Origin of the sequence: Streptomyces sp. NBC_00076 (genome assembly GCF_045041235.1) — a bacterium.
Taxonomy (GTDB): domain Bacteria; phylum Actinomycetota; class Actinomycetes; order Streptomycetales; family Streptomycetaceae; genus Streptomyces.
The window spans coordinates 2,439,565-2,463,048 of record NZ_CP108242.1; the positions used below are offsets into that span (position 1 = coordinate 2,439,565).

General features: G+C 69.9%; 21 protein-coding genes. 9 read left to right on the forward strand and 12 right to left on the reverse strand.

Translation table 11 applies throughout. The annotated features are described in order from the left end of the window. Positions 1 to 251 precede the first annotated feature (251 nt). The 3 genes from OHA64_RS11165 to OHA64_RS11175 all read right to left on the reverse strand — a co-directional run bounded on the left by OHA64_RS11165 (position 252) and on the right by OHA64_RS11175 (position 3,350). Positions 252 to 1,340: an aminotransferase class V-fold PLP-dependent enzyme gene (locus OHA64_RS11165; RefSeq protein ID WP_405611683.1), complete on the reverse strand. Its 1,089-nt coding sequence runs from the start codon at positions 1,338 to 1,340 to the stop codon at positions 252 to 254. Positions 1,341 to 1,456: 116 nt separating this feature from the next. Further along, a complete protein-coding gene (locus OHA64_RS11170; RefSeq protein ID WP_405611686.1) occupies positions 1,457 to 2,173 on the reverse strand; it encodes a DsbA family oxidoreductase in 717 nt (238 codons plus the stop codon). A 181-nt stretch (positions 2,174 to 2,354) separates the two neighbouring features. After that, a complete protein-coding gene (locus OHA64_RS11175) occupies positions 2,355 to 3,350 on the reverse strand; it encodes a GlxA family transcriptional regulator (protein ID WP_405611689.1) in 996 nt (331 codons plus the stop codon). 70 nt (positions 3,351 to 3,420) lie between these two features. On the opposite strand from OHA64_RS11175, the gene OHA64_RS11180 reads away from it, so the two are divergent. Continuing rightward, the gene (locus OHA64_RS11180) at positions 3,421 to 4,803 is read left to right on the forward strand and encodes an MFS transporter (RefSeq protein ID WP_405611692.1); all 1,383 of its coding nucleotides are present in this window, start codon (positions 3,421 to 3,423) and stop codon (positions 4,801 to 4,803) included. Here OHA64_RS11180 and OHA64_RS11185 read toward each other — a convergent pair. Beyond that, the gene (locus OHA64_RS11185) at positions 4,769 to 5,377 is read right to left on the reverse strand and encodes a DUF1349 domain-containing protein (RefSeq protein WP_405623934.1); all 609 of its coding nucleotides are present in this window, start codon (positions 5,375 to 5,377) and stop codon (positions 4,769 to 4,771) included. The genes OHA64_RS11180 and OHA64_RS11185 overlap by 35 nt on opposite strands. Before the next feature lie 46 nt (positions 5,378 to 5,423). Further along, a complete protein-coding gene (locus OHA64_RS11190; protein ID WP_405611695.1) occupies positions 5,424 to 6,953 on the reverse strand; it encodes an aldehyde dehydrogenase (NADP(+)) in 1,530 nt (509 codons plus the stop codon). A 154-nt stretch (positions 6,954 to 7,107) separates the two neighbouring features. Here OHA64_RS11190 and OHA64_RS11195 point away from each other — a divergent pair, with 154 nt between their 5' ends. The 3 genes from OHA64_RS11195 (at position 7,108) to OHA64_RS11205 (ending at position 9,922) form a co-directional block, all read left to right on the forward strand. Beyond that, positions 7,108 to 7,881, forward strand: coding sequence for an IclR family transcriptional regulator (locus OHA64_RS11195; RefSeq protein WP_356776745.1), 774 nt, complete (start codon positions 7,108 to 7,110; stop codon positions 7,879 to 7,881). Between the two features lie 4 nt (positions 7,882 to 7,885). After that, on the forward strand, positions 7,886 to 8,356 hold the full coding sequence (locus OHA64_RS11200) for a GNAT family N-acetyltransferase (RefSeq protein ID WP_405611699.1): 471 nt from the start codon (positions 7,886 to 7,888) through the stop codon (positions 8,354 to 8,356). Between the two features lie 114 nt (positions 8,357 to 8,470). Next, positions 8,471 to 9,922, forward strand: a complete 1,452-nt coding sequence (locus tag OHA64_RS11205; protein WP_405611702.1) for a peptidoglycan D,D-transpeptidase FtsI family protein — start codon at positions 8,471 to 8,473, stop codon at positions 9,920 to 9,922. 114 nt (positions 9,923 to 10,036) lie between these two features. Here the strand turns inward: OHA64_RS11205 and OHA64_RS11210 are convergent, their stop codons facing one another. Beyond that, positions 10,037 to 11,488, reverse strand: coding sequence for an NCS2 family permease (locus OHA64_RS11210; protein WP_405611704.1), 1,452 nt, complete (start codon positions 11,486 to 11,488; stop codon positions 10,037 to 10,039). A gap of 272 nt (positions 11,489 to 11,760) precedes the next feature. On the opposite strand from OHA64_RS11210, the gene OHA64_RS11215 reads away from it, so the two are divergent. Further along, positions 11,761 to 12,327, forward strand: coding sequence for a SigE family RNA polymerase sigma factor (locus OHA64_RS11215; RefSeq protein ID WP_405611706.1), 567 nt, complete (start codon positions 11,761 to 11,763; stop codon positions 12,325 to 12,327). Continuing rightward, complete coding sequence (locus OHA64_RS11220) at positions 12,324 to 13,166, forward strand: hypothetical protein (protein WP_405611708.1); 843 nt, start codon at positions 12,324 to 12,326, stop codon at positions 13,164 to 13,166. The genes OHA64_RS11215 and OHA64_RS11220 overlap by 4 nt, the downstream gene beginning before the upstream one ends. A gap of 268 nt (positions 13,167 to 13,434) precedes the next feature. Here OHA64_RS11220 and OHA64_RS11225 read toward each other — a convergent pair whose 3' ends face one another. After that, a complete protein-coding gene (locus OHA64_RS11225) occupies positions 13,435 to 14,589 on the reverse strand; it encodes a right-handed parallel beta-helix repeat-containing protein (RefSeq protein ID WP_405611710.1) in 1,155 nt (384 codons plus the stop codon). 235 nt (positions 14,590 to 14,824) lie between these two features. Between OHA64_RS11225 and OHA64_RS11230 the strand changes: the two genes are divergently transcribed. Beyond that, positions 14,825 to 17,047 (forward strand): family 43 glycosylhydrolase, encoded by a 2,223-nt coding sequence (locus tag OHA64_RS11230; RefSeq protein WP_405611712.1) that lies wholly within the window; start codon positions 14,825 to 14,827, stop codon positions 17,045 to 17,047. Here OHA64_RS11230 and OHA64_RS11235 read toward each other — a convergent pair. Then, positions 17,040 to 17,837: an HAD family acid phosphatase gene (locus OHA64_RS11235; RefSeq protein ID WP_405611714.1), complete on the reverse strand. Its 798-nt coding sequence runs from the start codon at positions 17,835 to 17,837 to the stop codon at positions 17,040 to 17,042. The two genes, OHA64_RS11230 and OHA64_RS11235, sit on opposite strands and share 8 nt — an antisense overlap. Before the next feature lie 205 nt (positions 17,838 to 18,042). Here OHA64_RS11235 and OHA64_RS11240 point away from each other — a divergent pair, with 205 nt between their 5' ends. Together OHA64_RS11240 and OHA64_RS11245 are read left to right on the forward strand one after the other, a co-directional pair. Beyond that, positions 18,043 to 18,465, forward strand: coding sequence for a hypothetical protein (locus OHA64_RS11240; RefSeq protein ID WP_405611716.1), 423 nt, complete (start codon positions 18,043 to 18,045; stop codon positions 18,463 to 18,465). Positions 18,466 to 18,507: 42 nt separating this feature from the next. Then, positions 18,508 to 18,819 (forward strand): hypothetical protein, encoded by a 312-nt coding sequence (locus OHA64_RS11245; protein WP_405611718.1) that lies wholly within the window; start codon positions 18,508 to 18,510, stop codon positions 18,817 to 18,819. Positions 18,820 to 18,828: 9 nt separating this feature from the next. Here the strand turns inward: OHA64_RS11245 and OHA64_RS11250 are convergent, their stop codons facing one another. The 4 genes from OHA64_RS11250 to OHA64_RS11265 all read right to left on the reverse strand — a co-directional run bounded on the left by OHA64_RS11250 (position 18,829) and on the right by OHA64_RS11265 (position 23,483). After that, complete coding sequence (locus OHA64_RS11250; protein ID WP_405611720.1) at positions 18,829 to 19,941, reverse strand: right-handed parallel beta-helix repeat-containing protein; 1,113 nt, start codon at positions 19,939 to 19,941, stop codon at positions 18,829 to 18,831. 72 nt (positions 19,942 to 20,013) lie between these two features. Beyond that, on the reverse strand, positions 20,014 to 21,168 hold the full coding sequence (locus OHA64_RS11255) for a dienelactone hydrolase family protein (RefSeq protein ID WP_405611722.1): 1,155 nt from the start codon (positions 21,166 to 21,168) through the stop codon (positions 20,014 to 20,016). Continuing rightward, positions 21,161 to 22,435 (reverse strand): polysaccharide lyase family 1 protein, encoded by a 1,275-nt coding sequence (locus OHA64_RS11260; RefSeq protein WP_405611724.1) that lies wholly within the window; start codon positions 22,433 to 22,435, stop codon positions 21,161 to 21,163. The genes OHA64_RS11255 and OHA64_RS11260 overlap by 8 nt, the downstream gene beginning before the upstream one ends. Then, the gene (locus OHA64_RS11265; protein ID WP_405611726.1) at positions 22,428 to 23,483 is read right to left on the reverse strand and encodes a pectinesterase family protein; all 1,056 of its coding nucleotides are present in this window, start codon (positions 23,481 to 23,483) and stop codon (positions 22,428 to 22,430) included. The genes OHA64_RS11260 and OHA64_RS11265 overlap by 8 nt, the downstream gene beginning before the upstream one ends. Position 23,484: the final 1 nt, after the last annotated feature.

Genomic DNA, 23,484 nt, shown 5'->3' on the forward strand with positions numbered 1-23,484 from the left:
GGGGGTCCGGGTGTTGTCCCCCGGAACATGCGGCATCGGCGCGACGGACTTCACTCCGGTGCGGTAGGTCGAGCCCTGGGGGTGTCCCCGGAGTATGCGGCAACGGGCCACGGGACCTCACCGCGGTGAGGTGACCCCGGGCCCGTGGAGCGGGCGGTGTCACAGGCGTAATCGGCTATACGGCCACGCCAGTGACACCGCCCGCTCCAGTGCGTTCGGTGTGTTCGGTGTGTTTAGGGCGATCCGTACGTTCAGCCGGACAGGACGTCCAGCAGCCGGTCGACGTCGTCGGACGTGTTGTACAGGTGGAAGGAGACGCGCAGGTTGCCCGCGCGCTCGGCGGTCTGGATCCCGGCGCTGTTCAACCGGGGTCGGCGGTCACCGAGCCCGGGGACGGAGACGATCGCCGAGCCGGGAGCGGGCACGGGCTCGTGGCCGAGGGCGGCCAGTCCCGTGCGGAAGCGGTCGGCGAGGGCGAGGTCGTGGGCGTGCAGGGCGTCGACGCCGAGTTCCTCGACGAGTTCGAGGGAGCGGCGCATCCCGGCGTAGGCGGCCAGATCCGGAGGCAGGTCGAACCGGCGCGCGGAGTGGGCGAGTTCGGCCAGGGGGCCGTAGCAGCTGTCCCACGGGTTCTCCCCCGCGACCCAGCCGGCCAGGATCGGCGTGAGGCCGCCGAAGTCCTCCGAGCCCCCCGAGCCCGCCGAATCCTGCGAGTTCTCCGGTACGACGAGGAAGGCCACCCCGTGCGGGCCGAGCAGCCACTTGTAGCCGACCGAGACGGTGAAGTCCTGCGCGTCGGCCTTGATCGGCAGCCATCCGGCGGACTGGGAGACGTCCACGTACGTGCGGGCGCCGTGCTCGCGGGCCGCCTCCCGGAGCGCGGGCAGGTCGGCGATCCGGCCGTCGGCTGACTGTGCGGAGCTGACCGCAACGAGCGCGGTGCCCGGGCGGACCGACTCGGCGAGCCGCTCCAGGGGCACGGCGCGCACCTTGAGGTCCCCGCGGGCGTGGAAGGGGTTCACGACGGAGGTGAAGTCGCCCTCGGCGGTGAGTACTTCGGCGCCCGCGGGCAGTGAGGCGGCGACCAGCCCGGTGTGGGCGGAGACCGAGGACCCGGCCGCGACCCGGCCGACCGCGACGCCGGCCAGCCGGGCGAAGACGGCCCGGGCGGTCTCCACGTCCTCGTACAGCGGGTCCAGCGGGCTGCCCTCGGCCCGCAGCAGGGCCGCCTCCTGGAGGGCGGCCACGGTACGGGCGGGGAGCAGCCCGTTGCTCGCGGTGTTCAGAAAGGTGTTCTTCGGGGCGAACTCGGCGCGGACGAGGCTCTCGAAGGTCTCCATGAGACCACTGTGAGCCACCGACCACCCCTCGTCCATTACGCAGTTCTACGAGGATTCGCCAAGCGATGCTTATACGTCAGCCCCGACCTGCACGTCTCCCGGTGCGGCGGCACGGCTCAGTGCTGCGGCACCGCGCACCCGTCCGGACCGCACGCCTGCGCGCCGCCCTCGTCGATCAGCTTCAGCGGTGACCGCTCGCCCCACGCCTCGGTCAGCGCCTGCGCGAAGACCTCGGCGGGCTGGGCGCCGGAGACACCGTACTTGCGGTCGAGGACGAAGAAGGGCACCCCGTTCGCCCCGAGCTGGGCTGCCTCACGCTCGTCGGCGCGGACGTCTGCCGCGTACGCGGTCGGGTCGGCGAGGACCGCGCGGGCGGCGTCGGCGTCCAGGCCCGCGGCGACGGCCAGCTCGATCAGCCGCTCGTCGCCCTCGGAGAAGACGGACCGCTCCTCGGCGAAGTTGGCCGTGTAGAAGGCCTGGATGAGCTCGCTCTGCCTGCCCTGCTCCTTGGCGAGGTGGAGCAGCCGGTGCATGTCGAAGGTGTTGCCGTGGTCGCGGTCCCGGGTGCGGTACTCCAGCCCCTCGGCGGCGGCCTGCGCGCCCAGGTTCTCCTCGCCGGCCTGGGCCTGCGCCTCGCTCATGCCGTACTTCTTGGTGAGCATCGCGAGCACCGGCTGGATGTCGTCCTTGGCGCGACCGGGGTCCAGCTCGAACGACCGGTGCACCACCTCGACCTGGTCGCGGTGCGGGAAGGCCTCCAGCGCCTTGTCGAAACGGGCCTTGCCGACGTAGCACCAGGGGCAGGCGATGTCCGTCCAGATCTCGACGCGCATGTCTCGGTCTCCAGGTCGTACGGGTACGGAGGCTCCCTCCGCCGAGTGCGTGAACGTTAAAGCAACGTGGTTCATTCCCGAACGTGGTTCATTCCCGGGTGACGGGTTGCAGGGCCGTACCGATGCCGGCGCGCCAGTGGCCGGGGTCGACGCGGAACTGGAACAGCTTGACCGTGTCCGATCACGCAGCGGAGGACGTGCCGGTCACGGACGTGGTTCCCAGGCGGCTGAACTGTGCCCGGTAGGCGCTCGGGGTCAGTCCGGTCCGCCGCACCACATGGGCGCGCAGCGAGTCGGCGGTGCCCAGGCCGCAGGCGCGGGCCACCTGGTCCATGGACAGGGCGGTGGTCTCCAGGAGCTCCTTCGCCCGCTCGATGCGCTGGTGGAGCAGCCACTGCAGCGGGCTCACACCGCTCTCGGCGTGGAAGCGCCGGGTGAGGGTGCGCACGGAGACGCCCGAGTGCCGGGCCAGTTCGGCCAGGGTGAGCGGCTTGTCCAGGTTGCGCATGGCCCAGCCGCGGGTGTCGGCGCAGGCGGTCCCGCGCTCGGGCGGCAGCGGGGTCTGGGTGAACTGCGTCTGGCCGCCGGGGCGCACCGGGGCGACGAGGGCGAGCCGGGCGACCTTGTTGGCGACGGCGGCGCCGTAGTCGGTGCGGATGAGGTGCAGGCACAGGTCGATGCCGGCGGCGTAGCCGGACGCCGTCAGATACGGCCCGTCCTGCACGTACAGCACGTCCGCGCAGAGTTCGACCTGCGGGTAGCGCGTGCGGAGTTCCTCGGCGTGCGCCCAGTACGTCGTGGCCTTGCGGCCCTGGAGCAGGCCCGCCTCGGCGAGCTGGAAGGCGCCGGTGCACAGGGCCGCGATGCGCTTGCCGGTGGCGGCCGCCTCGCGGACGGCGGCCACGATCCGCGCCTCCGGCTCGAACGGCGCCCCGGTGCCGGCGACGAGCACCGTGTCCGCGTCCCGCACGGCGTCCAGGCCGTGCGGGACGTACAGGTCGAGGCCGCCGCTGGTGGGCAGCGGGCCGGGCTCAGCCGTGCAGATGACCACCTCGTACCCCGGCCGCCCGTCCCGCTCGACCTTGCCGAAGAGCATCTCCGGGATGGCGAGGTTGAACATCGAGACGGGTGAGGGCGCGATGACCGCGATGCGGTGCGGGCTGAGCTGCTCGGGCATGGCCAGAACCTCCGGGCATATGGCATTGCGGCCACTACTGTACGGCGGCGGAGATCCGCAGCATGGAGTCATGGCCACGAAACAGTCCCGGAGCCCCGACCGACTCGCCCTTCCTGAGCGCGAGTTGGGTTCCAGGAGACCCTCCTCCGCGCTCACTCTCACCGCCGCCCTGCTCGGCTTCGCGCTGATCTGCCTCGACGCGTCGGTGGTGAACGTGGCGCTGCCCGCGATCGGTTCCTCCCTCGACGCCGGCATGTCCGGCCTGCAGTGGGTGGTGGACGCGTACACGCTGGCCTTCGCCGCGCTGATGCTGTCCACCGGGGCGTTCTCGGACCGCGTGGGAGCGAGCCGGGCGTACGCGCTCGGCACCACCGTGTTCACGCTCGCCTCGGTCGCCTGCGGACTGGCACCGAATCTGCCGGCTCTGATCGGCGCCCGGGTGGTGCAGGGTGTGGCGGCGGCCGTCGTGCTCCCGGCCTCACTGGCGCTGGTGCGGCAGGCGTACACCGATCCGGCCCGGCGGGCCCGCGCGGTGGCCCTGTGGGCGGCCGGTGGTTCGGCGGCGGTGGCGCTGGGCCCGGTGGCGGGCGGTGCGCTGACCACGGCGTGGGACTGGCGGGGGATCTTCTTCGTCAATCTTCCCGTGGGGGCGCTGATCCTCGTCCTGCTCCTGCGGGCACCGCGCTCCGAGCGCCGTCCGGCACCACTGGATCTGCCCGGCCAGGTGACGGCGGTGCTGGCCCTGACGGCTCTGGCGTTCGCGGTGATCGAGGGCGGAACGGCGGGCTGGGCGGCGGGAGCGGTGGCCGTCGTCGCCGCGGTCGCGTTCCTGCGGATCGAGGCGCGCACCCCGCACCCGGTCGTCCCCCTCGGCCTCTTCCGCGACCGGACCGTGGTCGCGACGGTCGCGACGGGAGCGGCGGTCAGTGTGGCCTTCTACAGCATGGTGTTCGTCTTCTCGCTCTTCTTCCAGCAGGTGCAGGGCCGTTCGGCGCTGGCCGCCGGGCTGATGTTCCTGCCGATGACCGGGCTCATCGCGGTGACGAACGTGGTGGCGGGCAAGCTCGCCGGCCGCCACGGCCCCCGGCTGCCGATGCTGGTCGGGCAGGGGCTGGCCGTCGCGGGACTGCTCGGGCTGCTGTACGTCGACGCGGGCACCCCGCCCGCTCTGGTGGCGGGGCTCCTCGTGCCGATGGCGCTGGGCTGCGCGCTGACGGTGCCGCCGCTGACCGCCGCGATGATGGACGCCGTGCCCGCCGAACGGGCGGGCCTGGCGGCCGGGGTGCTCAACGCGGCGCGACAGGTGTCCGGGGGCCTGGGCATCGCCGTCTTCGGGGCGCTGGTCTCCGACGGGTTCGTCGAGGGGATGCGGCTGAGCCTGGCCGTCAGCGCGGCCCTGCTCGTGGTGACGTTCGCCCTCAGCTGCCGTCTCGCAGGTCGTCCGGCCAGGTAGGCCGGAACTCGATGTGGTCGTACGTCACGACACACCCCGCCCCCATCGGCGACTGTGTCATGAAGCCGACGAGGGCGGCGCCGGTCTCCTCCTCGTCCCCGAGGGTGAAGAGCCGGACGAAGGTCCAGCGCTCACCGTCGCGGGAGGCGTGAAAGGCGAAGGCCCGCCCGGTGCGGCTCACCCGCAGCCATACGGAACTGCCGTCCACGGCGAAGGAGTTGGCGTCGTCCGAGTGCCCCCGGGTGACCACCGTGCAGACGGTGGGCACGTCCGGGGAGAACTCCAGACACAGCTTCGCCCACGCCCGCTCACCGACATGGACGTACAGCACCCCGGCGTCGAAGGCCGCGGCGAACCCGACGGTGACCCGGGCGATCAGCTGGAAGTCGCCCACGGGTGACCCGAGCAGCCGGGGCGCGTCGGAGGCGGGGTCCAGGCCCTCGCCGGTGGGCGTGACGAAGCGGTCCTGGCGGGGTCCGGCCCATCCGGTGAGGACACCCTCCTCGTGGGACCAGTTGCCGTCGGGGCCGTAGGTGCGCAGGGGGAAGGGGAGTTCGGGAAGTTTCACGTCCATCATCGGAGTTTCCCAGTTTCCCCTTCTCCGCGCGGCCCTTGTGCGATCAGCGTTCGAGTCGGCCGTTGAAACGGCGGGGCAGCCCGAGCGGGTTGTCGTCCCGCAGCTCCGCCGGCAGCAGCGCCTGAGGCGCGTTCTGGTAGGCCACGGGCCGCAGCCACCGCTCGATCGCCGTACCGCCGACGGAGGTCGACGTGGAGGTCGTGGCCGGGTACGGCCCTCCGTGATGCTGGGCCGGGGCCACGGCGACACCCGTCGGCCAGCCGTTGACCAGCACCCGGCCGGCCAGCGGGGTCAGCTCCGCCAGGATCTCCGCGCCGCGTCCCTCACCGGCCGCCTCCTCCGTCGACAGATGGACCGTCGCGGTGAGGTTGCCCGGCAGGCGGGAGAGCACGGCCTGGGCCTGGGCGTCGTCGTCGTAGCGGGCCACGACCGTCACCGGGCCGAAGCACTCCTCCAGGAGGAGGTCGTAGGCGCCCTCGGTGGCCAGCTTGTCCGCCGCCACCGTCAGGAAGCCCGCGCTCACCGTGTGCTCGCTGCCCGCGCCCGGCGTCACCGGGGAGTCGACGTCGGGGAGTTCCACCCGCTCGGCCACGCCGGCGACGAAGTTGTCCCGCATGCGGTGGTCGAGGAGGACTCCGGCCTCGGTGTCGCTGACGGCGTCGGTCAGGGACTTCAGCAGGCGGTCGCCGGACGCGCCGGACGGTGCGAGGACGAGGCCCGGCTTCACACAGAACTGGCCGACGCCCAGCGTCATCGAACCGGCGAGACCCGCGCCGATCGCCTCGGCCCGTTCCGCGGCCGCCGCCTCCGTGATCACGACGGGGTTCAGCGACCCCAGCTCGCCGTGGAACGGGATCGGCACCGGACGCGCGGCCGCCGCGTCGAACAGCGCGCGGCCGCCCCGGATGGATCCGGTGAAGCCCGCCGCGGCGATCAGCGGGTGCTTGATCAGCTCGATGCCCGCCTCGAAGCCGTGCACGAGACCCACGACCCCCTCGGGGATGTCGTGCCCGGCGGCGGCCCGGCGCAGCACGGACGCGACCAGCTCGGACAGCGCCGGGTGGTCGGGGTGCGACTTGACGACGACCGGGGAGCCCGCGGCCAGCGCGCTCGCCGTGTCGCCGCCGGCGACCGAGAAGGCGAAGGGGAAGTTGGAGGCCGAGTAGACGGCGACCACACCGAGCGGCACCTTGTAGCGGCGCAGGTCCGGGATCGGCGGCGTCGCGGTGTCGTCGGGGTGGTTGATGACGACGTCCAGGAAGGCGCCCTCGTCGACGATGTCCGCGAAGGCCCGCAGCTGGTAGCAGGTGCGGGCGAGTTCGCCGGTCAGCCGCACCGGACCGAGCGCGGTCTCGGCGTCGGCGGCCTCGACGAGGTGGTCCTTGGCCGCCTCCAGACCGTCGGCGGCGGAACGCAGGAACGCCGAGCGCACGGTTCGGTCGGCCAGCGAGCCCCGCGCCGCGTGCGCGGCGCGGACGGTGGCGTCCACCTCCTGGGCTGTGGCCTCCACCGCAACCTGCTCGCGCTGCTTCCCGGTTCGGGGGTCGACACTCCAGACTGGTGCTGCTGCCACCGCGGGTCCCTCCAGGTATGTCTTGCGTATGTCTTGCGCTGTAATGCCGCAGTATCTGGGCCATCCACCAGGGCGTTCGATATGCTGAACACTGTCTCTGATGGTGAATATGCTGTTGGAGACTATTTCCCGTCGAACGAAGGGGTCAAGGGCGATGTCGGCAGCCGAGACAGGCGGCGGGGCGCAGGTCAAGTCCGCGGTACGGACCGTTGAACTGCTCGAATACTTCGCCGGACGCCCCGGCATGCACTCCCTGGCGGCGGTCCAGGAGGCCGTCGGCTACCCCAAGTCCAGTCTGTACATGCTACTGCGCACACTCGTGGAGCTGGGCTGGGTGGAGACGGACGCCACGGGCACCCGGTACGGCATCGGCGTAAGGGCACTGCTGGTGGGCACCTCGTACATCGACGGCGACGAGGTGGTCGCGGCCGCCCGGCCGACCCTGGACCGTCTCTCGGACGACACCACGGAGACCATCCACCTGGCCCGTCTGGACGGCACGAACGTCGTCTACCTCGCCACCCGCCAGTCGCAGCACTACCTGCGCCCCTTCACCCGGGTCGGCCGCCGCCTGCCCGCGCACTCGACCTCCCTCGGCAAGGCGCTGCTGAGCACCTACCCGGACGAGCAGGTCCGCAAGATGCTCCCGGAGACCCTGCCGGCGCTCACCGAGCACACGATCACTGATCGGGAGAAGCTCATCGAGGAGCTGCACCAGATCAGGGAGCAGGGCTTCTCCGTCGACCGCGAGGAGAACACGCTGGGGCTGCGCTGCTTCGGCGTGGCGATCCCCTACCGCACGCCCGCGCGGGACGCGATCAGCTGCTCCGTGCCGGTGGCCCGGCTGACCCCCGCCCACGAGCAGATGGTGAAGGACGCCCTGTTCGACGCCCGTGACCGGCTCACGCTCGCCACTCGGAGGCTCTGAATCGATGGAGATCGCACTGCGCGAGGTCCACGACAGCGACCTGCCGGTCTTCTTCCGGCAGATGAACGACCCGGAGGCCGTCCGCATGGCGGCCTTCACCCCGAAGGATCCCGCCGACCGGGACGCCTTCGACGCCCTCTGGAAGCGGATCCGCGCCTCGGACGCCGTCGCCCGGACGGTGCTGGCCGACGGTGACGTGGTCGGCAGCGCGGCGGTGTACGGGGAACCGGGCGAGCGCGAGGTGACGTACTGGGTGGACCGCGCGTACTGGGGGCGGGGCGTGGCCACCTCGGCCCTGCGCGCACTGGTGACCGAGGTGCCGGAACGCCCGCTGTACGCCCGCGTGGCCGCCGACAACGAGGGCTCCCTGCGCGTCCTGGAGAAGTGCGGCTTCCGGGCGACGGCACGGGCGCGGGGTTTCGCGAACGCGCGTCGCGAGGAGATCGACGAGGTCGTGCTGACCCTGCGGGGGTGAAGGCCCGTGCCCGCCGGACGGAGTTCGTGAACGCCCCATGTGTTCATGAACGTCCGATGAGAAATCCGGCGGAAGGGAACGATCCGATCGTCCTTGCTCGTCCTTCAGAGCGGGATGAACAAGACGATCAGGCGCGCCTCCGTCCTCACGCTGCTCCTGGTGCTCGCCCTGCTGGTCCGGGCGACCTGGGTGCAGTTCTACGACGGCCGGGCGCTCGCGGACGACAAGGACAACCGGCGCAACGCGATCGAGACGTACGCGGAGCCGCTCGGGAACATCATCGTGGCCGGCAAGTCGATCACCGGTTCCGCGCAGACGAAGGGCAGCGATCTCAAGTACAAGCGCACCTACACGGACGGCCCGCTGTACGCGGCGGTGACGGGCTACGCCTCGCAGGCGTACGCGCCCACCCAGCTGGAGGGCGTCTACCAGGACCTCCTCAACGGGACGGACAACCGGCTGAAGACGGTCATGGACACGGTCACCAACGAGCGGGCCGAGCCCGGCAACGTGGTGACGACCGTCGATCCGGACGTGCAGAAGGCGGCGTACGACACGCTCGGCGACAAGAAGGGCGCGGCCGTCGCGATCGACCCGAGCACGGGCAGGATCCTCGCGGTCGTGTCGACGCCGTCGTACGACCCCTCCTCGCTCACCGCCGCCAACACCGCCGGTACGGCCTGGGGAAAGCTGACCAAGGACTCCGACAAGCCACTGACCAACCGGGCGCTGCGCCAGCCGCTGCCGCCGGGCTCCACGTTCAAACTGGTCGTGGCGGCGACCGCGCTGGAGGACGGTCTGTACTCGTCGGTGGACGAGAAGACGGACAGCCCGAACCCGTACAAGCTGCCGCAGTCCAACAGCGTCCTGGCGAACGAGAACCCGTCGGCACCCTGCGAGAACGCCACGATCCGGGTGGCCCTGGAGTACTCCTGCAACAACGTCTTCGCGAAGATGGCCGTGGACCTGGGTGAGGACAAGATCCGGGCGACGGCCGACAAGTTCGGCTTCGACGACGCGACGCAGGACGTGCCGGTGCGCGCGTACGAGAGCGTGTATCCGAAGGACATGGACCAGGCGCAGACGGCCCTGTCAGGCATCGGCCAGTTCGATGTGACGGCGACGCCGCTGCAGATGGCCATGGTGTCCGCGGCCATAGCCAACGACGGCAAGCTGGTCTCGCCGCATATGGTTTCGCAGATCACCGACAGCGGCGGTTCCGTCCTGGAGAACTACGACGACGACGCGGACACCAAGGAGATCGTCAGCTCCTCCACCGCCGAGCAGTTGCAGTCGGCGATGCAGACGGTCGTCGAGGAGGGCACCGGCACGAACGCGCGGATCTCCGGTGCGACGGTGGGCGGCAAGACCGGCACCGCCCAGCACGGCGAGAACAACAGCCAGACGCCGTACGCCTGGTTCACGTCGTACGGCAAGGCCGATGGCAAGGAGGTCGCCGTGGCGGTGGTCGTGGAGCAGTCGAACGCGGCGCGTTCGGAGGTCAGCGGCAACGGGCTGGCGGCTCCGGTGGCCAAGGCCGTGATGGAAGCGGCGCTGAAGAACTAGGTGCGGCGCCGAAGGACTGGATGCGGCGCTGGAGAACGGATCGGTGCTGAGGTCCGGATCGGCACTGGAGAACGGGCGGAAGCCCCGGCAGGGCGCCGGGGCTTCCGCCCGTTCTCACTTCGCGCCGAGGATCTGCTCGATCGGGTCGATCGCGAAGTACACCAGGAACAGGGCGGCCGTCCCCCACAGCAGCCAGTGGATCTCCTTCGCCTTGCCGAGGACCGTCTTGAGCAGGACGTAGGAGAGGAAGCCGGCGCCGATGCCGTTGGTGATGGAGTAGGTGAACGGCATCACGGCGATGGTCAGGAACGCCGGGATGGCGATCTCGTACTTGTCCCAGTCGATGTTCTTGACCTGGGTCATCATCAGGAAGCCGACGGCGACGAGGGCCGGGGCCGCCGCCTGGAGCGGGACGATGGTGAGCAGCGGGGTCAGGAACAGGGCCAGGGCGAACAGGCCGCCGGTGACGAGGTTGGAGAAGCCGGTGCGCGAGCCCTCGCCGACACCGGCCGCCGACTCGATGTAGGAGGTGGCGGAGGAGGACGAGGACGCGCCGCCCGCGACCGCCGCCGCGCCGTCGATGAGCAGCACCCGCCCGAGGTTCGGCACCCTGCCCTGATCGTCCAGCAGTCCGGCCTCGGCGCTGACGCCGACCACCGTGCCCATGGTGTCGAAGAAGTCGGACAGGATCAGCGTGAAGACCAGCAGCACGACGGTGATGGCGCTGGTCTGACCGAAGGCGCCGAACAGGCTGAAGTGGCCGATGAGGCCGAAGTCGGGCGAGGCGACGATGTCGTCCGGGATCTTCGGCGTGGTCAGGCCCCAGGTCTTGATGTCGGCGATCGAGTCGATGACGATCGCGACGACCGTCATGGTCACGATGCTGATGAGGATGGCGCCCCTGACCTTGCGGGCGAGCAGTCCGATCGTCAGCAGCACCCCGAGACAGAAGACCAGGATCGGCCACCCGGTGAGGGTGCCGGTGGCGCCGAGCTGGACCGGGACGGTGGTGCCCGCCACGTCGGGGATCCGGCTGACGAACCCGGCGTCGACGAAGCCGATGAAGGCGATGAAGAGACCGATGCCGACGCTGATCGCCTGCTTCAGCGACTGCGGGATCGCGTGCATGACGGCCTCGCGCAGCCCGGTCACCACCAACACGCAGATGAGCAGGCCCTCGAGGACGATGAGGCCCATCGCGTCGTCCCAGCTCATCAGCGGGGCGATCTGGAAGGCGACGACCGCGTTCAGTCCGAGGCCGGCCGCGAGCGCGAGCGGGAGGTTACCGCCGATACCCATGATGATCGTCATCACGGCGGCCACCAGGGCGGTGGCGGTGGTCAGTTGGACGGCATCCAGCTGGTGGCCGAACTTGTCCTTCGCGCTGCCGAGGATGATGGGATTCAGGACAAGGATGTAGGCCATCGTGAAGAAGGTGGCGAGGCCGCCGCGTATCTCCCGGCCGAGGGTGGACCCCCGCTCGGAGATCCTGAAGAACCGGTCGACGCCGTTCGCCCCTGGTGGCGGGCCACCTGGCCGGTCGGTCGGCTGCTGCGTCACGGACATGGTCGTTGCTCCTTGTTGCCTGAATGATCGGTGTGCGGATGCTGGCTGGATTGTTCCGTCGTTGAACCGTTTTCAGGTTTTCTCCGTGTTACGGAATCAGAGTCGCGCCGGTCAGAGGGTGTTCGAAGGCCCGTACGAACCATGCGCACGATCGCTGCTACGCTTCCGGATCCCGAACCGGCCTACGCCGGATGATCACATGTCATACGCATGACACGCACAGACGGCATCCGTCTGCCGGATGCCCGAGCCGCCGTGAGGAGAGGTCGCCCGTGGGCACAGTCGTCGACGACGCAGCCTCCGTGGAGTTCCACGCCTTCTTCGAGCGTCACTACGCCGAACTGTCCCGTCTCGCACATCTGCTGACCGGTGAGGCGGACGCCGCCGACGACCTGGCGGCGGACGCCCTGCTGGCGTTGTGGCACCGCTGGGACCGGGTACGCGCGGCCGACCATCCGGCGGCCTACGCGCGCGGTGTCGTTGCCAACCTGGCCCGCACCCGGATCCGCAGTGCCGTCCGGGAGCGGCGACGGGTCGCGCTGTTCTGGTCGCAGCGCGAGGAGAAGACCGAGAACCCGGACGTGGCGGGCGTGGTCGACGTGCAGGAGGCGTTGCGTAGACTCCCGTTCCGCAAACGCGCCTGCGTGGTGTTGCGGCACGCCTTCGACCTCTCGGAGAAGGACACCGCGCTCGCTTTGGGCGTCTCGGTCGGTACGGTGAAGAGCCAGACCTCCAAGGGGATGGCCGAATTGCAGCGGTTGCTCGGGGCACCGGCAGCTCCGCGTCAGGTGCGCGCTGCGATGGTGCGCACCGGTGACGCCGGAGGAAGGGACCGATGATGATGCGGCGGGACGTGCACGACGGGCTGCGCGCTCGGCTGCACGAGGTGGCCGGGGCACACGAGCCCGACCGCGCGCGCATCCTGGCCCGGGTCGAGCGCGGGATGACCGAGCAGACCCGCGCCGACCATCGGGAGGCCCGTCCGCCGGTGTTCGGCTGGGTGCGGGTGGTCGGCGCCACCGCCGCGGTCGCGTGCGTGCTCGGGGTCGGCGGCTACGCGGTCGCCTCCGCGGTCAGGGACGAGGCTCCCCCTCAGGCGGTCGACGTCTCACCGACGCCCACACCGTCGCCGGACGCGACGAGCCGCGCGCCCGCCCCGCCGGCGGACCCGACACCGAGCACCACCCGGGAGCCCGACCCGCCGAGCAAGTCGCCCACTCGATCGCCGAGTTCCGCCACTACCGCGCCGCCGTCCGCCTCCGGCACCGAGGACGGCCCGCTGTGGTCGGACGGTTCGGTGGACCCGCACAGCAACGAGTTCTGGGCGCAGAGCAACGTCACCGTGAAGACGAGCGAGAAACTCACCGCGCTCACCGTCCGGTTGAAGGTCAGGCAGACCGGCGGGGTGACCTCGGCCGGTGCCTGGCGGTCCGCGCCCGAGGGCGACTTCACGGCGACGGTGGCCGAGCAGGACGGCTACCTCGTCTACACGTGGGTGCTCAAGCAAGGCCGTACGGTGTGGCCGGGCCAGTGGGTCTTCGCGGGCCAGTACGACCACGACCGCGGCGGCCGGGACGCGAAGGACGACACCTACACGGTCAGCGGCACCGCGGGCGGCGGGCAGCGCGCCGTGGCCGGCGACTTCGCCGCCCGTGGGAGCGACGAAGGCGACTCCTGAAAAAAGCCGACGCTGCGGCAACCCTTTCCTCGGCGGTGGCGACCAGGGAACATGGTCCCTGGATGCCGGCCTGGCCAAAGCCCCCCTTTGGGCCAGACCGGAAGCACTGGTCGAGCCCCCCTCGGCCGGTCACGAGGACGCCCCCGCCGGTGACGACCGGCGGGGGCGTTTCGCACCCCCAGGGGCGCGGGAAGACCTGGGCGACCAGCCGGACTTGGTACGGCCCCGGCGGCGCCGGCCGCCGCTCGATGCCGCCCGCGAACCGCACTCAGTGCATGGTGGCGCCGATGGTGGTGGACCCGGTGGTCAGGAACGTGGTGGAGGGCAGGGCCCCGTCCGGCTTCCGGGCCCCGTAAGCCGACGTCGCGTCGGTCGACCTGAAGACGGGCGTGCTGACACCGCTGTCCCAGTTGTTCGCCGCGGAGACGGTGGCCGGACTCAGCTCGGACAACCCGCCCTGGTTGCTCACCGCCAGGTTCCGGGCGAGCCGGGCCTTCCCCGTGGCGAAGAAGAAACCCGCCTCGGCGTTCGCGTAGGCCGTGTTCCGGTTGAGCACGATCGCGCCCGGGTTGGAGTTGTCGGTGAACCCGTGCAACGCGTTGTCCCAGGCCGCGTTGTGGTTGACGACATGCGCGACGGTGGCGCCCCCGCCGCCCAGCTTGAAACCGTTCCCGTTGCCCTCGAACGCGGAGTCCCCCCACCGGTTGCGGCCGTTGCCGAAGGCCCAGGTGCGCTCGACGGTGACCGACGAGGAGAACTGCCACAGGTCGAGGCCGTCGTCGGAGTTGTCGTACAACCGCGCCCCGATGATCCTGTTGCCGGTACCGGAGCCGAACTTCACGGCGATCCCGTCGGCGTTCTGCCCGTGCCCGGCGGCGTCGTAGTTGCCGTGACTGTCCAGGTTCTGCACGAGGTTGCCGGTCGTGCCGTCGCCGCGCAGCGTGAAGCCGGAGTCCCCGTTGTCGGCGGTGACCAGGTTTTTGAAGACACCGCCCACGGAGGACGTGGCCACGAAGCCCTGCGCCGGGGAGTTCTGGAAGGTGAGGTTCTGGACGGTCCAGTAGTCGCCGTGGATCCCGGCCAGCCAGGAGCCGTCGGGCAGCTCGGACCCGTCGATCCGCACCTTCTCGGTACCGTACGCCCGCAGCGTGATCCGGGCCGAACCGGTGCCGTCGGCCGTGGACTTGAGGGCGGCCGCCGGGAAGTACGTGCCCCCGCGGACCTGGATGACGGTGCCGGCGACCGCGTTCCTGACCGCCGACTCCAGCTGCGCGGTGGTGGACACGGTGACCGTCGACGAGGCGGCCTGCGCTCCGACGCCCGAGAGGCCGAGGTACACGCCGCCCGCCCCCGCGGCGACGGCCACCACCGCGGCGATCGACAGGGTCCGTGTCCTGCGGTGACGTCCGGTGCCAAGACGCACGAAGCGTTCCTTTCCTGGGGGATGGGGGCGAAACGGGCCGGAGGGGCCGCCCCGGCCCGTTTCTGGGATCTGGTCGCCACCGCTGACCGGAAAGGTTGCCGCCGCCCGGCGAAAACGATCGAAACTTTCGATCCCCGCGGTCCAGCCCGCACCGATTGACGCGCTGTGTCACTCCTATGACACTCCGAGGACACAGCGACCCAACAGAAACCCCCACAGTCCCACAGGATGTGTCATGCGACCCCCCAGACGCCGTACCGCCCGCACGCTCCTGGTCCCCTTCCTGGCGCTCCTCCTCTCCCTCCTCTCGATACCTCCCGGCACCGCCCATTCAGGAGCGCCACCCGTGAAGCAGCCCAAGTACGCCGGGTACCTCTTCACCTACTTCACCGGCGAGGGCACCGCCGACGGCGAACAGATCCGCTACGCCCTCAGCCGTGGCAACGATCCGCTGCACTGGCGGGAACTGAACGCGGGCAAGCCGGTCCTGACGTCCACCATCGGGGAGAAGGGGCTGCGCGATCCGTTCGTCATCCGCTCCCCCAAGGGCGACAAGTTCTTCCTGATCGCCACCGACCTCAGGATGTACCAGAACAGCAGCGGCAGCTGGGACGACGTCCAGCGGCACGGCAGCAAGTCGATCATGGTGTGGGAGTCCACGGACCTGGTCCACTGGACCGACCAGCGCCTGGTGAAGGTCGCTCCGGACAGCGCGGGCAACACCTGGGCGCCGGAGGCCTACTGGGACGACTCCCTCGGTGAGTACGTCGTCTTCTGGGCGTCGAAGCTGTACGCCGACGACGATCCCGACCACAAGGGATCGACGTACAACAAGATGCTCTACGCGACCACGAAGGACTTCCGCGACTTCAGCGAGCCGAAGGTCTGGGACGACCCGGGCTACTCGGTCATCGACTCGACGGTCGTGAAGAACAAGGACACCTACTACCGCTTCACCAAGGACGAGCGGGACCCGACCTCCAGCTCGCCGTGCGCCAAGTTCATCACCGGGGAGAAGTCGACCAGTCTGACGTCGACCAGGTACGACCTGGTCGCGGACTGCATCGGCAGCGGTGCCATGGACCGCGGTGAGGGCCCGACGGTCTTCAAGTCCAACACCGAGAAGAAGTGGTACCTCTTCATCGACGAGTACGGCGGCCGGGGCTACGTCCCCTTCGAGACCACCGACCTCGACTCGGGCAAGTGGACCCCGTCCACGAACTACCAGCTGCCCGCGAGCCCCCGGCACGGCACCGTCCTCCCGGTGACGCAGAAGGAGTACGACCGGCTCCTGGCCGCGTACCCCTCCACTCCCGCCTCGCTCATGGACGCGACGGCCGAGGGCCAGAAGGGATACGCGATCGTCACGGAGGCCGCGTCGAAGGCCGTGCTGCCGATGGAGCCCGGTACGGATCTGCGCCGACTCGCTCCGAAGCTGTGGGTGGGCAAGGGGGCGACGGTCAGTCCGAGGTCCGGTACCCGCCGGGACTTCCGCACACCGCAGAGGTACACCGTGACGGGCGCGGACGGCACAAGGCGCACCTGGACCGTCGAGGCGGTCCGCACCGGCAGCCCGACGCTGCCCGGCCTCAACGCCGACCCGGACGTGCACTACCTGAACGGCGAGTACTGGATCTATCCGACGACGGACGGCTTCCAGGGCTGGAGCGGCACGCGGTTCAAGGCGTACTCGTCGAAGGACCTGGTCCACTGGAAGGACCACGGAGTCATCCTCGACCTGGGTCCGGACGTGAGCTGGGCCGACAAGAACGCGTGGGCGCCGGCGATCGCCGAACGCGACGGCAAGTACTACTTCTACTTCTGCGCCGAGCAGCAGATCGGCGTGGCGGTGGCCGACTCCCCCGCCGGTCCCTTCAAGGACGCCCTGGGCAAACCCCTGGTGGCGAAGGGCGGTTCACTGAGCGGCCAGATGATCGACCCGGCGGTGTTCACGGACGACGACGGCCAGTCGTATCTCTACTGGGGCAACGGGCACGGGTACGTGGTGCCGCTGAACGACGACATGACCTCGTACGACGCTTCGAAGGTGAAGGACATCACCCCGGACAACTTCCGCGAGGGATCCTTCGTGATCAAGCGGAAGGGCACGTACTACTTCATGTGGTCCGAGGACGACACCCGTAGCGAGAACTACCACGTCGCCTACGCGACCGGACCGTCCCCGCTCGGCCCGTGGACCAAGCGGGGGACGATCCTGTCCAAGCGTGCCGAGTACGGCATCCTCGGCACCGGGCACCACTCCGTGGTGAACGTCCCCGGCACCGACGACTGGTACGTCGTCTACCACCGGTTCGCCGTGAACGGCCCCGGAAAACCGGGCGGCGACGGCATGCACCGCGAAACCACGATCGACCGCATGGAGTTCGCGGCGGACGGCACGATCAAGCCGGTGGTGCCGACGCTGGAGTCGGTGAGGCCGGTACGCGGGATCAGCTGACGAAGTACGTCGGGTTCGGCAGCTTGTACGTCCGGTCGGCGTAGCCGCCGTCGAGGTCGGAGTACTGGTCGCCGAAGTTGGCGACGACCTCGTACCCGAGGTCCTTCTCGATGTGCTTCCGGGTGCCGGACTTGTACTGCACCGTGGTGCAGGTCCAGGCACCCGGGGTGGCACAACCGCTCAGGTAGGACGGCGGGTTGGCGGCGTTCTTCAGGAACATGTGGTCGGCGTCGAGGTTGATGTCGGCGCCGATCTTCTTCAGGTTCTCGACGGCCGCCGAGCGCTGCGCCTCGCTGAGCCCCGAGTTGTAGAACACCTCGACGCCCTTCTTCTCGGCGTACCGCACCAGTTCGGGGCTGCCGAAGACGGCCGGGCGGTCGGCCTTGTTGACGTAGGCCGCCCAAGTGGCCGAGTTGTACGTGTAGTTGTAGCGCTTCTCGTAGTCGAGGCTGAGCAGCAGCGTGTCGTCGATGTCGAAGACGACCGCGGGCTTCTCGCCCCTGTGGTGGGCCTTGCGCGCCGCCTGGTCGAGGTACTTCCTCGCGGCGGCGTCGATCCGCGCGAGATCCTTGGCGTACGGGCTGTCCGGGGACGCCTGGTACACACCCTCGGCGTCGGGCGTGGTGCCGTAGTAGGTGTCGATGTCCTTGACCAGCAGCCCGATGTTGTAGGGCTCGTGCGTGGAGTTCGCCGTGGACTGACCGGCGGTGGCCGCGCCGGCGCCGTACAGGGCGCCACCGGCGACGACACAGGCGGCGCCGACGGCGGCCGCTTTGAGGGACTTCCGCATGGAATCTCCGGATCTGATGGGTGATTGATGCCCCAGGTCAGGGCACTGTCTACGCGCATCACACGCTCGGCGCGAGCCCCGTTATCCGATCGATACGCAGCCCATGGTGGGGGCATTGCCCACCCATGAACCGGGGTTGGCCATCCCTTGACCTGCCTCTCCTAGGGTCGGTAGCCGCAGCTGCGAACGGGGGCACCCATGGATCGTGAAAAGCTCGGGCGGGCGCTCCAAAGCCTTCCGGAGGAACCACACCATGACGGATCGTCCTTCCAGCAGGCCTCTCTCCCCCCTTGAACAGCGCGTCCTCGCCGAACTCCTCTCGGAGGATTTCAGCGGCGTACACGAGCTCAGAAACCAGCTTGCAGAAGCCCGCGTCACGGGCCACTGGGGGTCTGAATCTCCGAGTGTCGACCTCGAAGTGCCTTCCCGGGTTCCTGAGGCGCGGATCAAGGACGGCATCATTCCGGCTTCCGGCACGGTCACGGACAGCTCGGGCCGGCTGTTCGGTGAACTGCTCGTCTGGGTGAGCGGCGGAAGGCTTTCGGCACTCGAGTTCTCCTGGTACGGCGACACCGCTCCAACCGAACTTCCCGATCCTCAACTCGTCACCGTGACCGTCTCCGGATGACCACCACACCGTTGATCAGATGACAAGCAAAAGGATCGGGAATTGACTGACGCATTCTTCCTCGCCGCACGGTCGACCGGCAGCTCACCAGTTCTCCTCTCGGTCTTCTTCCTGGGCGGCGTCGTCGCCCTCTGGAGTGGAGTGAGCTGGGCTTTCGACATCCGCGGTATCACCACCCGGCGGGCCGAGCGGATTCGCCAGAGAAATGCCGACATGTGGGCGACGACGGGGCAACTCGGCGGGTCGCCCAGCATCTTCGCCGCACCCGGCTATCTCCGGTTCCTGGGCGCACTCATGGCAGTCGCAGGCATGCTCATGCTCCTGGTCACGTACGCCCTGTGGCACCTGGGCTGAGATTCCGCGCTAGTTCATGGTCGCGCCGATGGTCGTGCTGCCCGTGGTCAGGAACGTGGTCGCGGGCAGGGTGCCGCTCGAACCGCGGGCGTTGTACGTGCTGCTCGCATCCGTCGACTTGAAGGCGGGGGTGGATACCCCGGAGTCCCAGTTGTTGCCGGAGGAGACCACCGAGGAGCCCTTGCTCACCGAGCCGCCGCCGTTGCTGACTGCGAGGTTCTTGCCGAGGCGGGCCGCGCCGGTGGCGAAGTAGTAGCCCCACTTGGCGTTGGCGTAGGCGGTGGTGCGGTTGATGACGATGGCGCCCTTGTTGGAGTTCTCGGTGAAGCCGTTGCCCGCGTTGTCCCAGGCTGCCGAGTTGTTGATGACGTGTGCGACGACCTCGCCGTCACCGCCCAGCTTGTAGCCGTTGCCGTCGCCCGCGAACGCGGAGTCGGACCAGCGGTTCTTGCCGTTGCCCATGGCCCAGGTGTGTTCGACGGTGACGGGCGAGGAGAACGACCAGAAGTCCAGACCGTCGTCGGAGTTGTTGTAGAGGCGGGCCCCAGTAATCAGGTTGCCGGTGCCGGAGCCGAACTTCACGGCGATGCCGTCGGCGTTCTCGCCGTGGGTGGCGGCGTCGTAGTGGCCGTAACTGTCGATGTTCTTCACGGTGTTGTTGACCGTGCCGTCGCCGGTGAGCGTGAAGCCGGAGTCGCCGCCGTTGATGGTCTTGATGTTGTTCCAGACCGTCCCCGTGCAGGACTGGCAGACGACCGCGCTGTCCGGGGAGTTCTGGAAGGTGATGTTCGAGACGTTCCAGTAGTCCGCGGTGAGCTTGAAGATCCAGTCGCCCGAGGGGAGCGAGGAACCGTCGATCTTCACCGTCTCCGAGCCGTACGCGGTGAGCGTGACCGGTGAGGACGAGGTGCCGTTGGCCGTGGACTGGATCGTGGCCGTCGGGTAGTAGGTGCCGCCGCGCACCTGGATGACGGTTCCGGCGGTGGCGTTCTTGATGGCGTTGGACAGGTCGGTCGAGTTGCTGACGACCACGGTCGCGGCCTGGGCCTGGGTGGGGAGGACGGCGAGGCCGGCGCCGAGGGTCAGGGCCGCCAGGGCGGAGAGAGCGGTACGACGGGACATGGAGTGCGGGTCCTTTGCCTCGTTCGGATGGGGGGAGTTGTTCGCGGGGGAAAGGCGTTCGGATGGGGCGAGTCAGAGGACGCGGTCCAGCCATGTGAAGACCTCGTCCTGCATGCGGTCGACGAAGACGTGTCCGAGGTCGGGCCAGGTCTTCAGACGCAACCGCTCCTCGGCGTGGCGCGAGCGCCAGACGGCGCGCAGTTTGTCGTGGGCCACCCGCACGCCGTCGGCGGGGAAGAGGGTGTCCAGCGCGCCGCTGAAGAACAGCATCGGCCTGGGTGCGGCGATGCCCGCCACGTCGGGGAAGTCGAGGAACCGGGGAAGCCCGGGGTGGAGCATGTAGTACGACGACTGCCCGCGCAGCGTGTTGTTGCCGGGCACCATCATTTCCTTCAGGCCCGTCATCCAGCACACGCTCGCCGCCGCGGCGATGTCGTCGCTGAGCGCGGCCGTCTGCCAGGCTCGGAAGGCGCCCATGGAGAACCCGACGGCCGCGACCCGGCGTGCGTCCACCCGGTCGAGGCCGGCCAGGAACCCGGCGGCGCGGGCGTCCTCGCGGGCCATGAGCCCGGCGAGGGAGGAGCCGAGGTTGTAGAAGTTGGAGGCGAGGGCCTGCTGTTGGTCGTAGGCGAGCGGGCCGCGGTCTCCCCAGCCGAGCGCGTCCAGGCAGAGGACCACGTATCCGCGCCTGGCCAGTTCGTCGCCGACGAAGCGTCCGCTGAAGTACTTGTCCGCCCACGCCTGCGCGGAGGTGAGGCGCGTGTCGTCGTACCAGGGCCGGACGAGTTTCTCTTTGCCGATGTCGAACGTGGCCCCGTGGTCGTGGAGGAGGAGCACGGCGGGGAAGGGGCCGGGGCCGTGCGGGGTGAGCAGGACGCCGCGGACGCGTTCGTAGCCCGTCAGCGCGAGGGTCACCAACTCCCTTGTGTATCCCTCCTCCTGGGGTCCCGGGGTGAATCGGGGCGCGTACGGTGTCCCGTGCTGCGGGGCGACGAGGAGGTGGTCCTCGACCTTCGAACGGGCGGCTCGACGCCACGCCCGGAAGTCACGGACGGGTGAAGTGCCCCAGGCGAGCGGGAAGTTCAGCCCGTCCTTCAGTGCCGGGTGGAAGTCGGGCAGGTTGCCGGCCACCAGGTCCGCCGCCTGCGCGGTCCCGGTGCCGCCCGTGAGGAACGCCGCGGCGGCGGCCCCCGCCACGAACGTGCGGCGTCCGAGCGGCTCACTCATACGACCTCCCGGTGCCGGCGTGCTTCAGGACGTACCGTTCGACCGCCGGTCGGGACGTGAGGGGCCGGTAGTCATAGGTGTCGGCGGGGTCCCAGCCGACGTCACTCGTGAGACCGAGGCCGCTCGCCACGGCGTTCAGGCGGGCGGGGCGGCCGTTGAACCAGGAGCCGGTGTCCCGGAAGTGGTCGCCTCCGTAGTCCGCGACGGCGAGGGCCGAGGAGCCCCTCGGATACCGGAAGACGTTGCGCTCGGAGAAGATCGCCGACTCCAGGCCGACGCCGAGCGCGTACAGCGTGTCGGCCGTCCGCCCCCGGTAGACGTTGTTGACGACGTGCACCTGGCCGAAGCGGACCCGGGGGCCGCGCTGCACGATGTCCGTGAAGAGGTTGCGGGCGAAGGTGACCTTGAGGTGCCCGCGGTCCCGGTCGCCGCGCCCGTCCCCCGAGCCGATGAGGAGCGCCTTGTCGTGGTCGGTGAAGCGGCTGTCGGAGACGGTGACGAAGTCCGAGCCGTCCTCGATGTCCAGCAGCCCGTCGTGTCGCTGGACGTGCTCCCCGTGGAAGCCGAGGGGTGCCTCGCGGTCGGGGAAGCGGCCGTCGGTGAACGTGCAGTGGTCGACCCAGATGTTCCTGCCGGTGATCACGGTCATCGCGTCGAAGCGGGCGTTCCAGTTGCCCTGCGTGCCGTCGTCCGGGGACCAGGAGGTGAAGTGGTCGACGGGTGCTTCCAGTTCGAGGTTCCGGACGATGATGTTGGTGCCCGTGTTGACGGTCAGGAAGACGCCGAGGAGCCGCGCGGAACCGCCCGCGCCCACCAGGGTGGTGTTGCTCGGTACGGTCAGCTGGATCTGCAGTTTCTCGTTCGTCGACCCGGTCTGCCGGAGCTGACGCTGCTGTTTGCAGTAGTCGTGGCGGGTGTCGGACCAGGTGCTGCCGTCCGCACCGAAGCAGGACATGTACTTGGCGAGGTCGTACCCGGGCGCGTAGTCCTGCTCGCCGAGCAGCGATCCGTCCGCCGCCTCGTGGCCGTCGATGTCGCCGACGACCCGGATCACCTTGGGCGCGCTGGGCTCGCCCTTGTTGGCCAGCGCCTCCTTGAGCTCGGCGCGGGTGCGCACCGTCCAGGTGGTGCCGCCCGCCCCGCCGGTGGTGCCGGTGCCGGAGGCGGCCCAGCCGACGGGGGTGCGGGCGGCGGAGGTGGACGCGGAGGCCTCGGTCGGCACCAGCAGGAACGCGCAGGCCAGCAGGGCGCCGAGGGCCCTACGCACGGGGCCGCCAGTCGCCGAGGTAGGCCGACCTGGTGTGCGACACGGCTTCCGCCCGTCCGAGTTGAGGCCGGTTCTCCGGCACCGTGATCTCCGCTCCCGGCCCGGTGTTGCGGTACTCCCAAAACCGCATGGTCTGCCAGGGATACGCCTCCCGCATGTTGGTGTAGGGGGTCACCGCGTCGATCCCGGGACCGATCCGGGTGTCCCGCACGACGAGGGACGGCCAGGCGGTCGTCTCGTACGTCGGCACCCAGGGGCGGGCCAGTTTGTACGCCCCGTCCTCGGCGGCGGAGGTGATCCGGGAGCGGAGCGCCAGGATGCCGTGCGGGTTGGCGCGGGCCGTGGAGGGGGCGAAGACCATGCCCTTGGGGGTGAAGTCGACGTCCCGTCGCAGCGTGTGGAAGTGGCAGTCCTCGAAGACGGCGGTCGCCCGCCCGAAGACGAAGTCGACGTCGCCCTCGATGTGGCAGCGGTGGAAGTACTGCCGGTCGAACACGTCGAGCGCGGTCGTCTCGACGAAGAGGGTGTCCTGGTGGGCCAGCAGGCGCACGTTCTCGAAGTGGGTGCGGTCGCCGTAGGTGTACGCGGCCACCGCCTGGGTGCCGGTGATCTCGGGGTGGTCGGCGCGCAGCCAGTCGTTGGCGAGGGTGAGGTCGCGGACCCTCAGCCCTCGGGCCGCCGAGGTGAAGGTGGCGGAGCCGGCGGTGCCGTACGTGGTGCCGTCGGGCTTCTTCGTGCCGTTCGCGTTGTCGTAGACGATGACGACGTCGCGCGGGTCGCGGGTGGCGCCGCGCAGGGTCAGCTCGGCCTTGTCCGCGGCGATGGAGATGACCTCCCGGTACGTCCCCGGGTGCACGACGATCGTCCAGCCGGGCCCTGGCACCGCGTCGACGGCCGCCTGCACGGAGTCTCCGGGCCGCACGTGCAGGACCCGGCGGCCGGTGGCGGATGCCGAGGCGGAGGCGGAGGCGGAGGCGGAGGCGACGGGAGTGGCGCCGACGGCGACCAGGCCTGCGGACAGTCCCGTCAGGAGGGTGCGCCTGCGCATG

Bases quoted from the DNA above. Each gene is read 5' to 3' on its own strand.
- OHA64_RS11265 (WP_405611726.1), bottom strand. From the start codon at position 23,483: ATGCGCAGGCGCACCCTCCTGACGGGACTGTCCGCAGGCCTGGTCGCC.
- OHA64_RS11220 (WP_405611708.1), top strand. From the start codon at position 12,324: ATGATGATGCGGCGGGACGTGCACGACGGGCTGCGCGCTCGGCTGCAC.
- OHA64_RS11180 (WP_405611692.1), top strand. From the start codon at position 3,421: ATGGCCACGAAACAGTCCCGGAGCCCCGACCGACTCGCCCTTCCTGAG.
- OHA64_RS11255 (WP_405611722.1), bottom strand. From the start codon at position 21,168: ATGAGTGAGCCGCTCGGACGCCGCACGTTCGTGGCGGGGGCCGCCGCC.
- OHA64_RS11170 (WP_405611686.1), bottom strand. From the start codon at position 2,173: ATGCGCGTCGAGATCTGGACGGACATCGCCTGCCCCTGGTGCTACGTC.
- OHA64_RS11185 (WP_405623934.1), bottom strand. From the start codon at position 5,377: ATGGACGTGAAACTTCCCGAACTCCCCTTCCCCCTGCGCACCTACGGC.
- OHA64_RS11250 (WP_405611720.1), bottom strand. From the start codon at position 19,941: ATGTCCCGTCGTACCGCTCTCTCCGCCCTGGCGGCCCTGACCCTCGGC.
- OHA64_RS11165 (WP_405611683.1), bottom strand. From the start codon at position 1,340: ATGGAGACCTTCGAGAGCCTCGTCCGCGCCGAGTTCGCCCCGAAGAAC.
- OHA64_RS11210 (WP_405611704.1), bottom strand. From the start codon at position 11,488: ATGTCCGTGACGCAGCAGCCGACCGACCGGCCAGGTGGCCCGCCACCA.
- OHA64_RS11200 (WP_405611699.1), top strand. From the start codon at position 7,886: ATGGAGATCGCACTGCGCGAGGTCCACGACAGCGACCTGCCGGTCTTC.
- OHA64_RS11175 (WP_405611689.1), bottom strand. From the start codon at position 3,350: ATGCCCGAGCAGCTCAGCCCGCACCGCATCGCGGTCATCGCGCCCTCA.
- OHA64_RS11230 (WP_405611712.1), top strand. From the start codon at position 14,825: ATGCGACCCCCCAGACGCCGTACCGCCCGCACGCTCCTGGTCCCCTTC.
- OHA64_RS11195 (WP_356776745.1), top strand. From the start codon at position 7,108: ATGTCGGCAGCCGAGACAGGCGGCGGGGCGCAGGTCAAGTCCGCGGTA.
- OHA64_RS11235 (WP_405611714.1), bottom strand. From the start codon at position 17,837: ATGCGGAAGTCCCTCAAAGCGGCCGCCGTCGGCGCCGCCTGTGTCGTC.
- OHA64_RS11205 (WP_405611702.1), top strand. From the start codon at position 8,471: ATGAACAAGACGATCAGGCGCGCCTCCGTCCTCACGCTGCTCCTGGTG.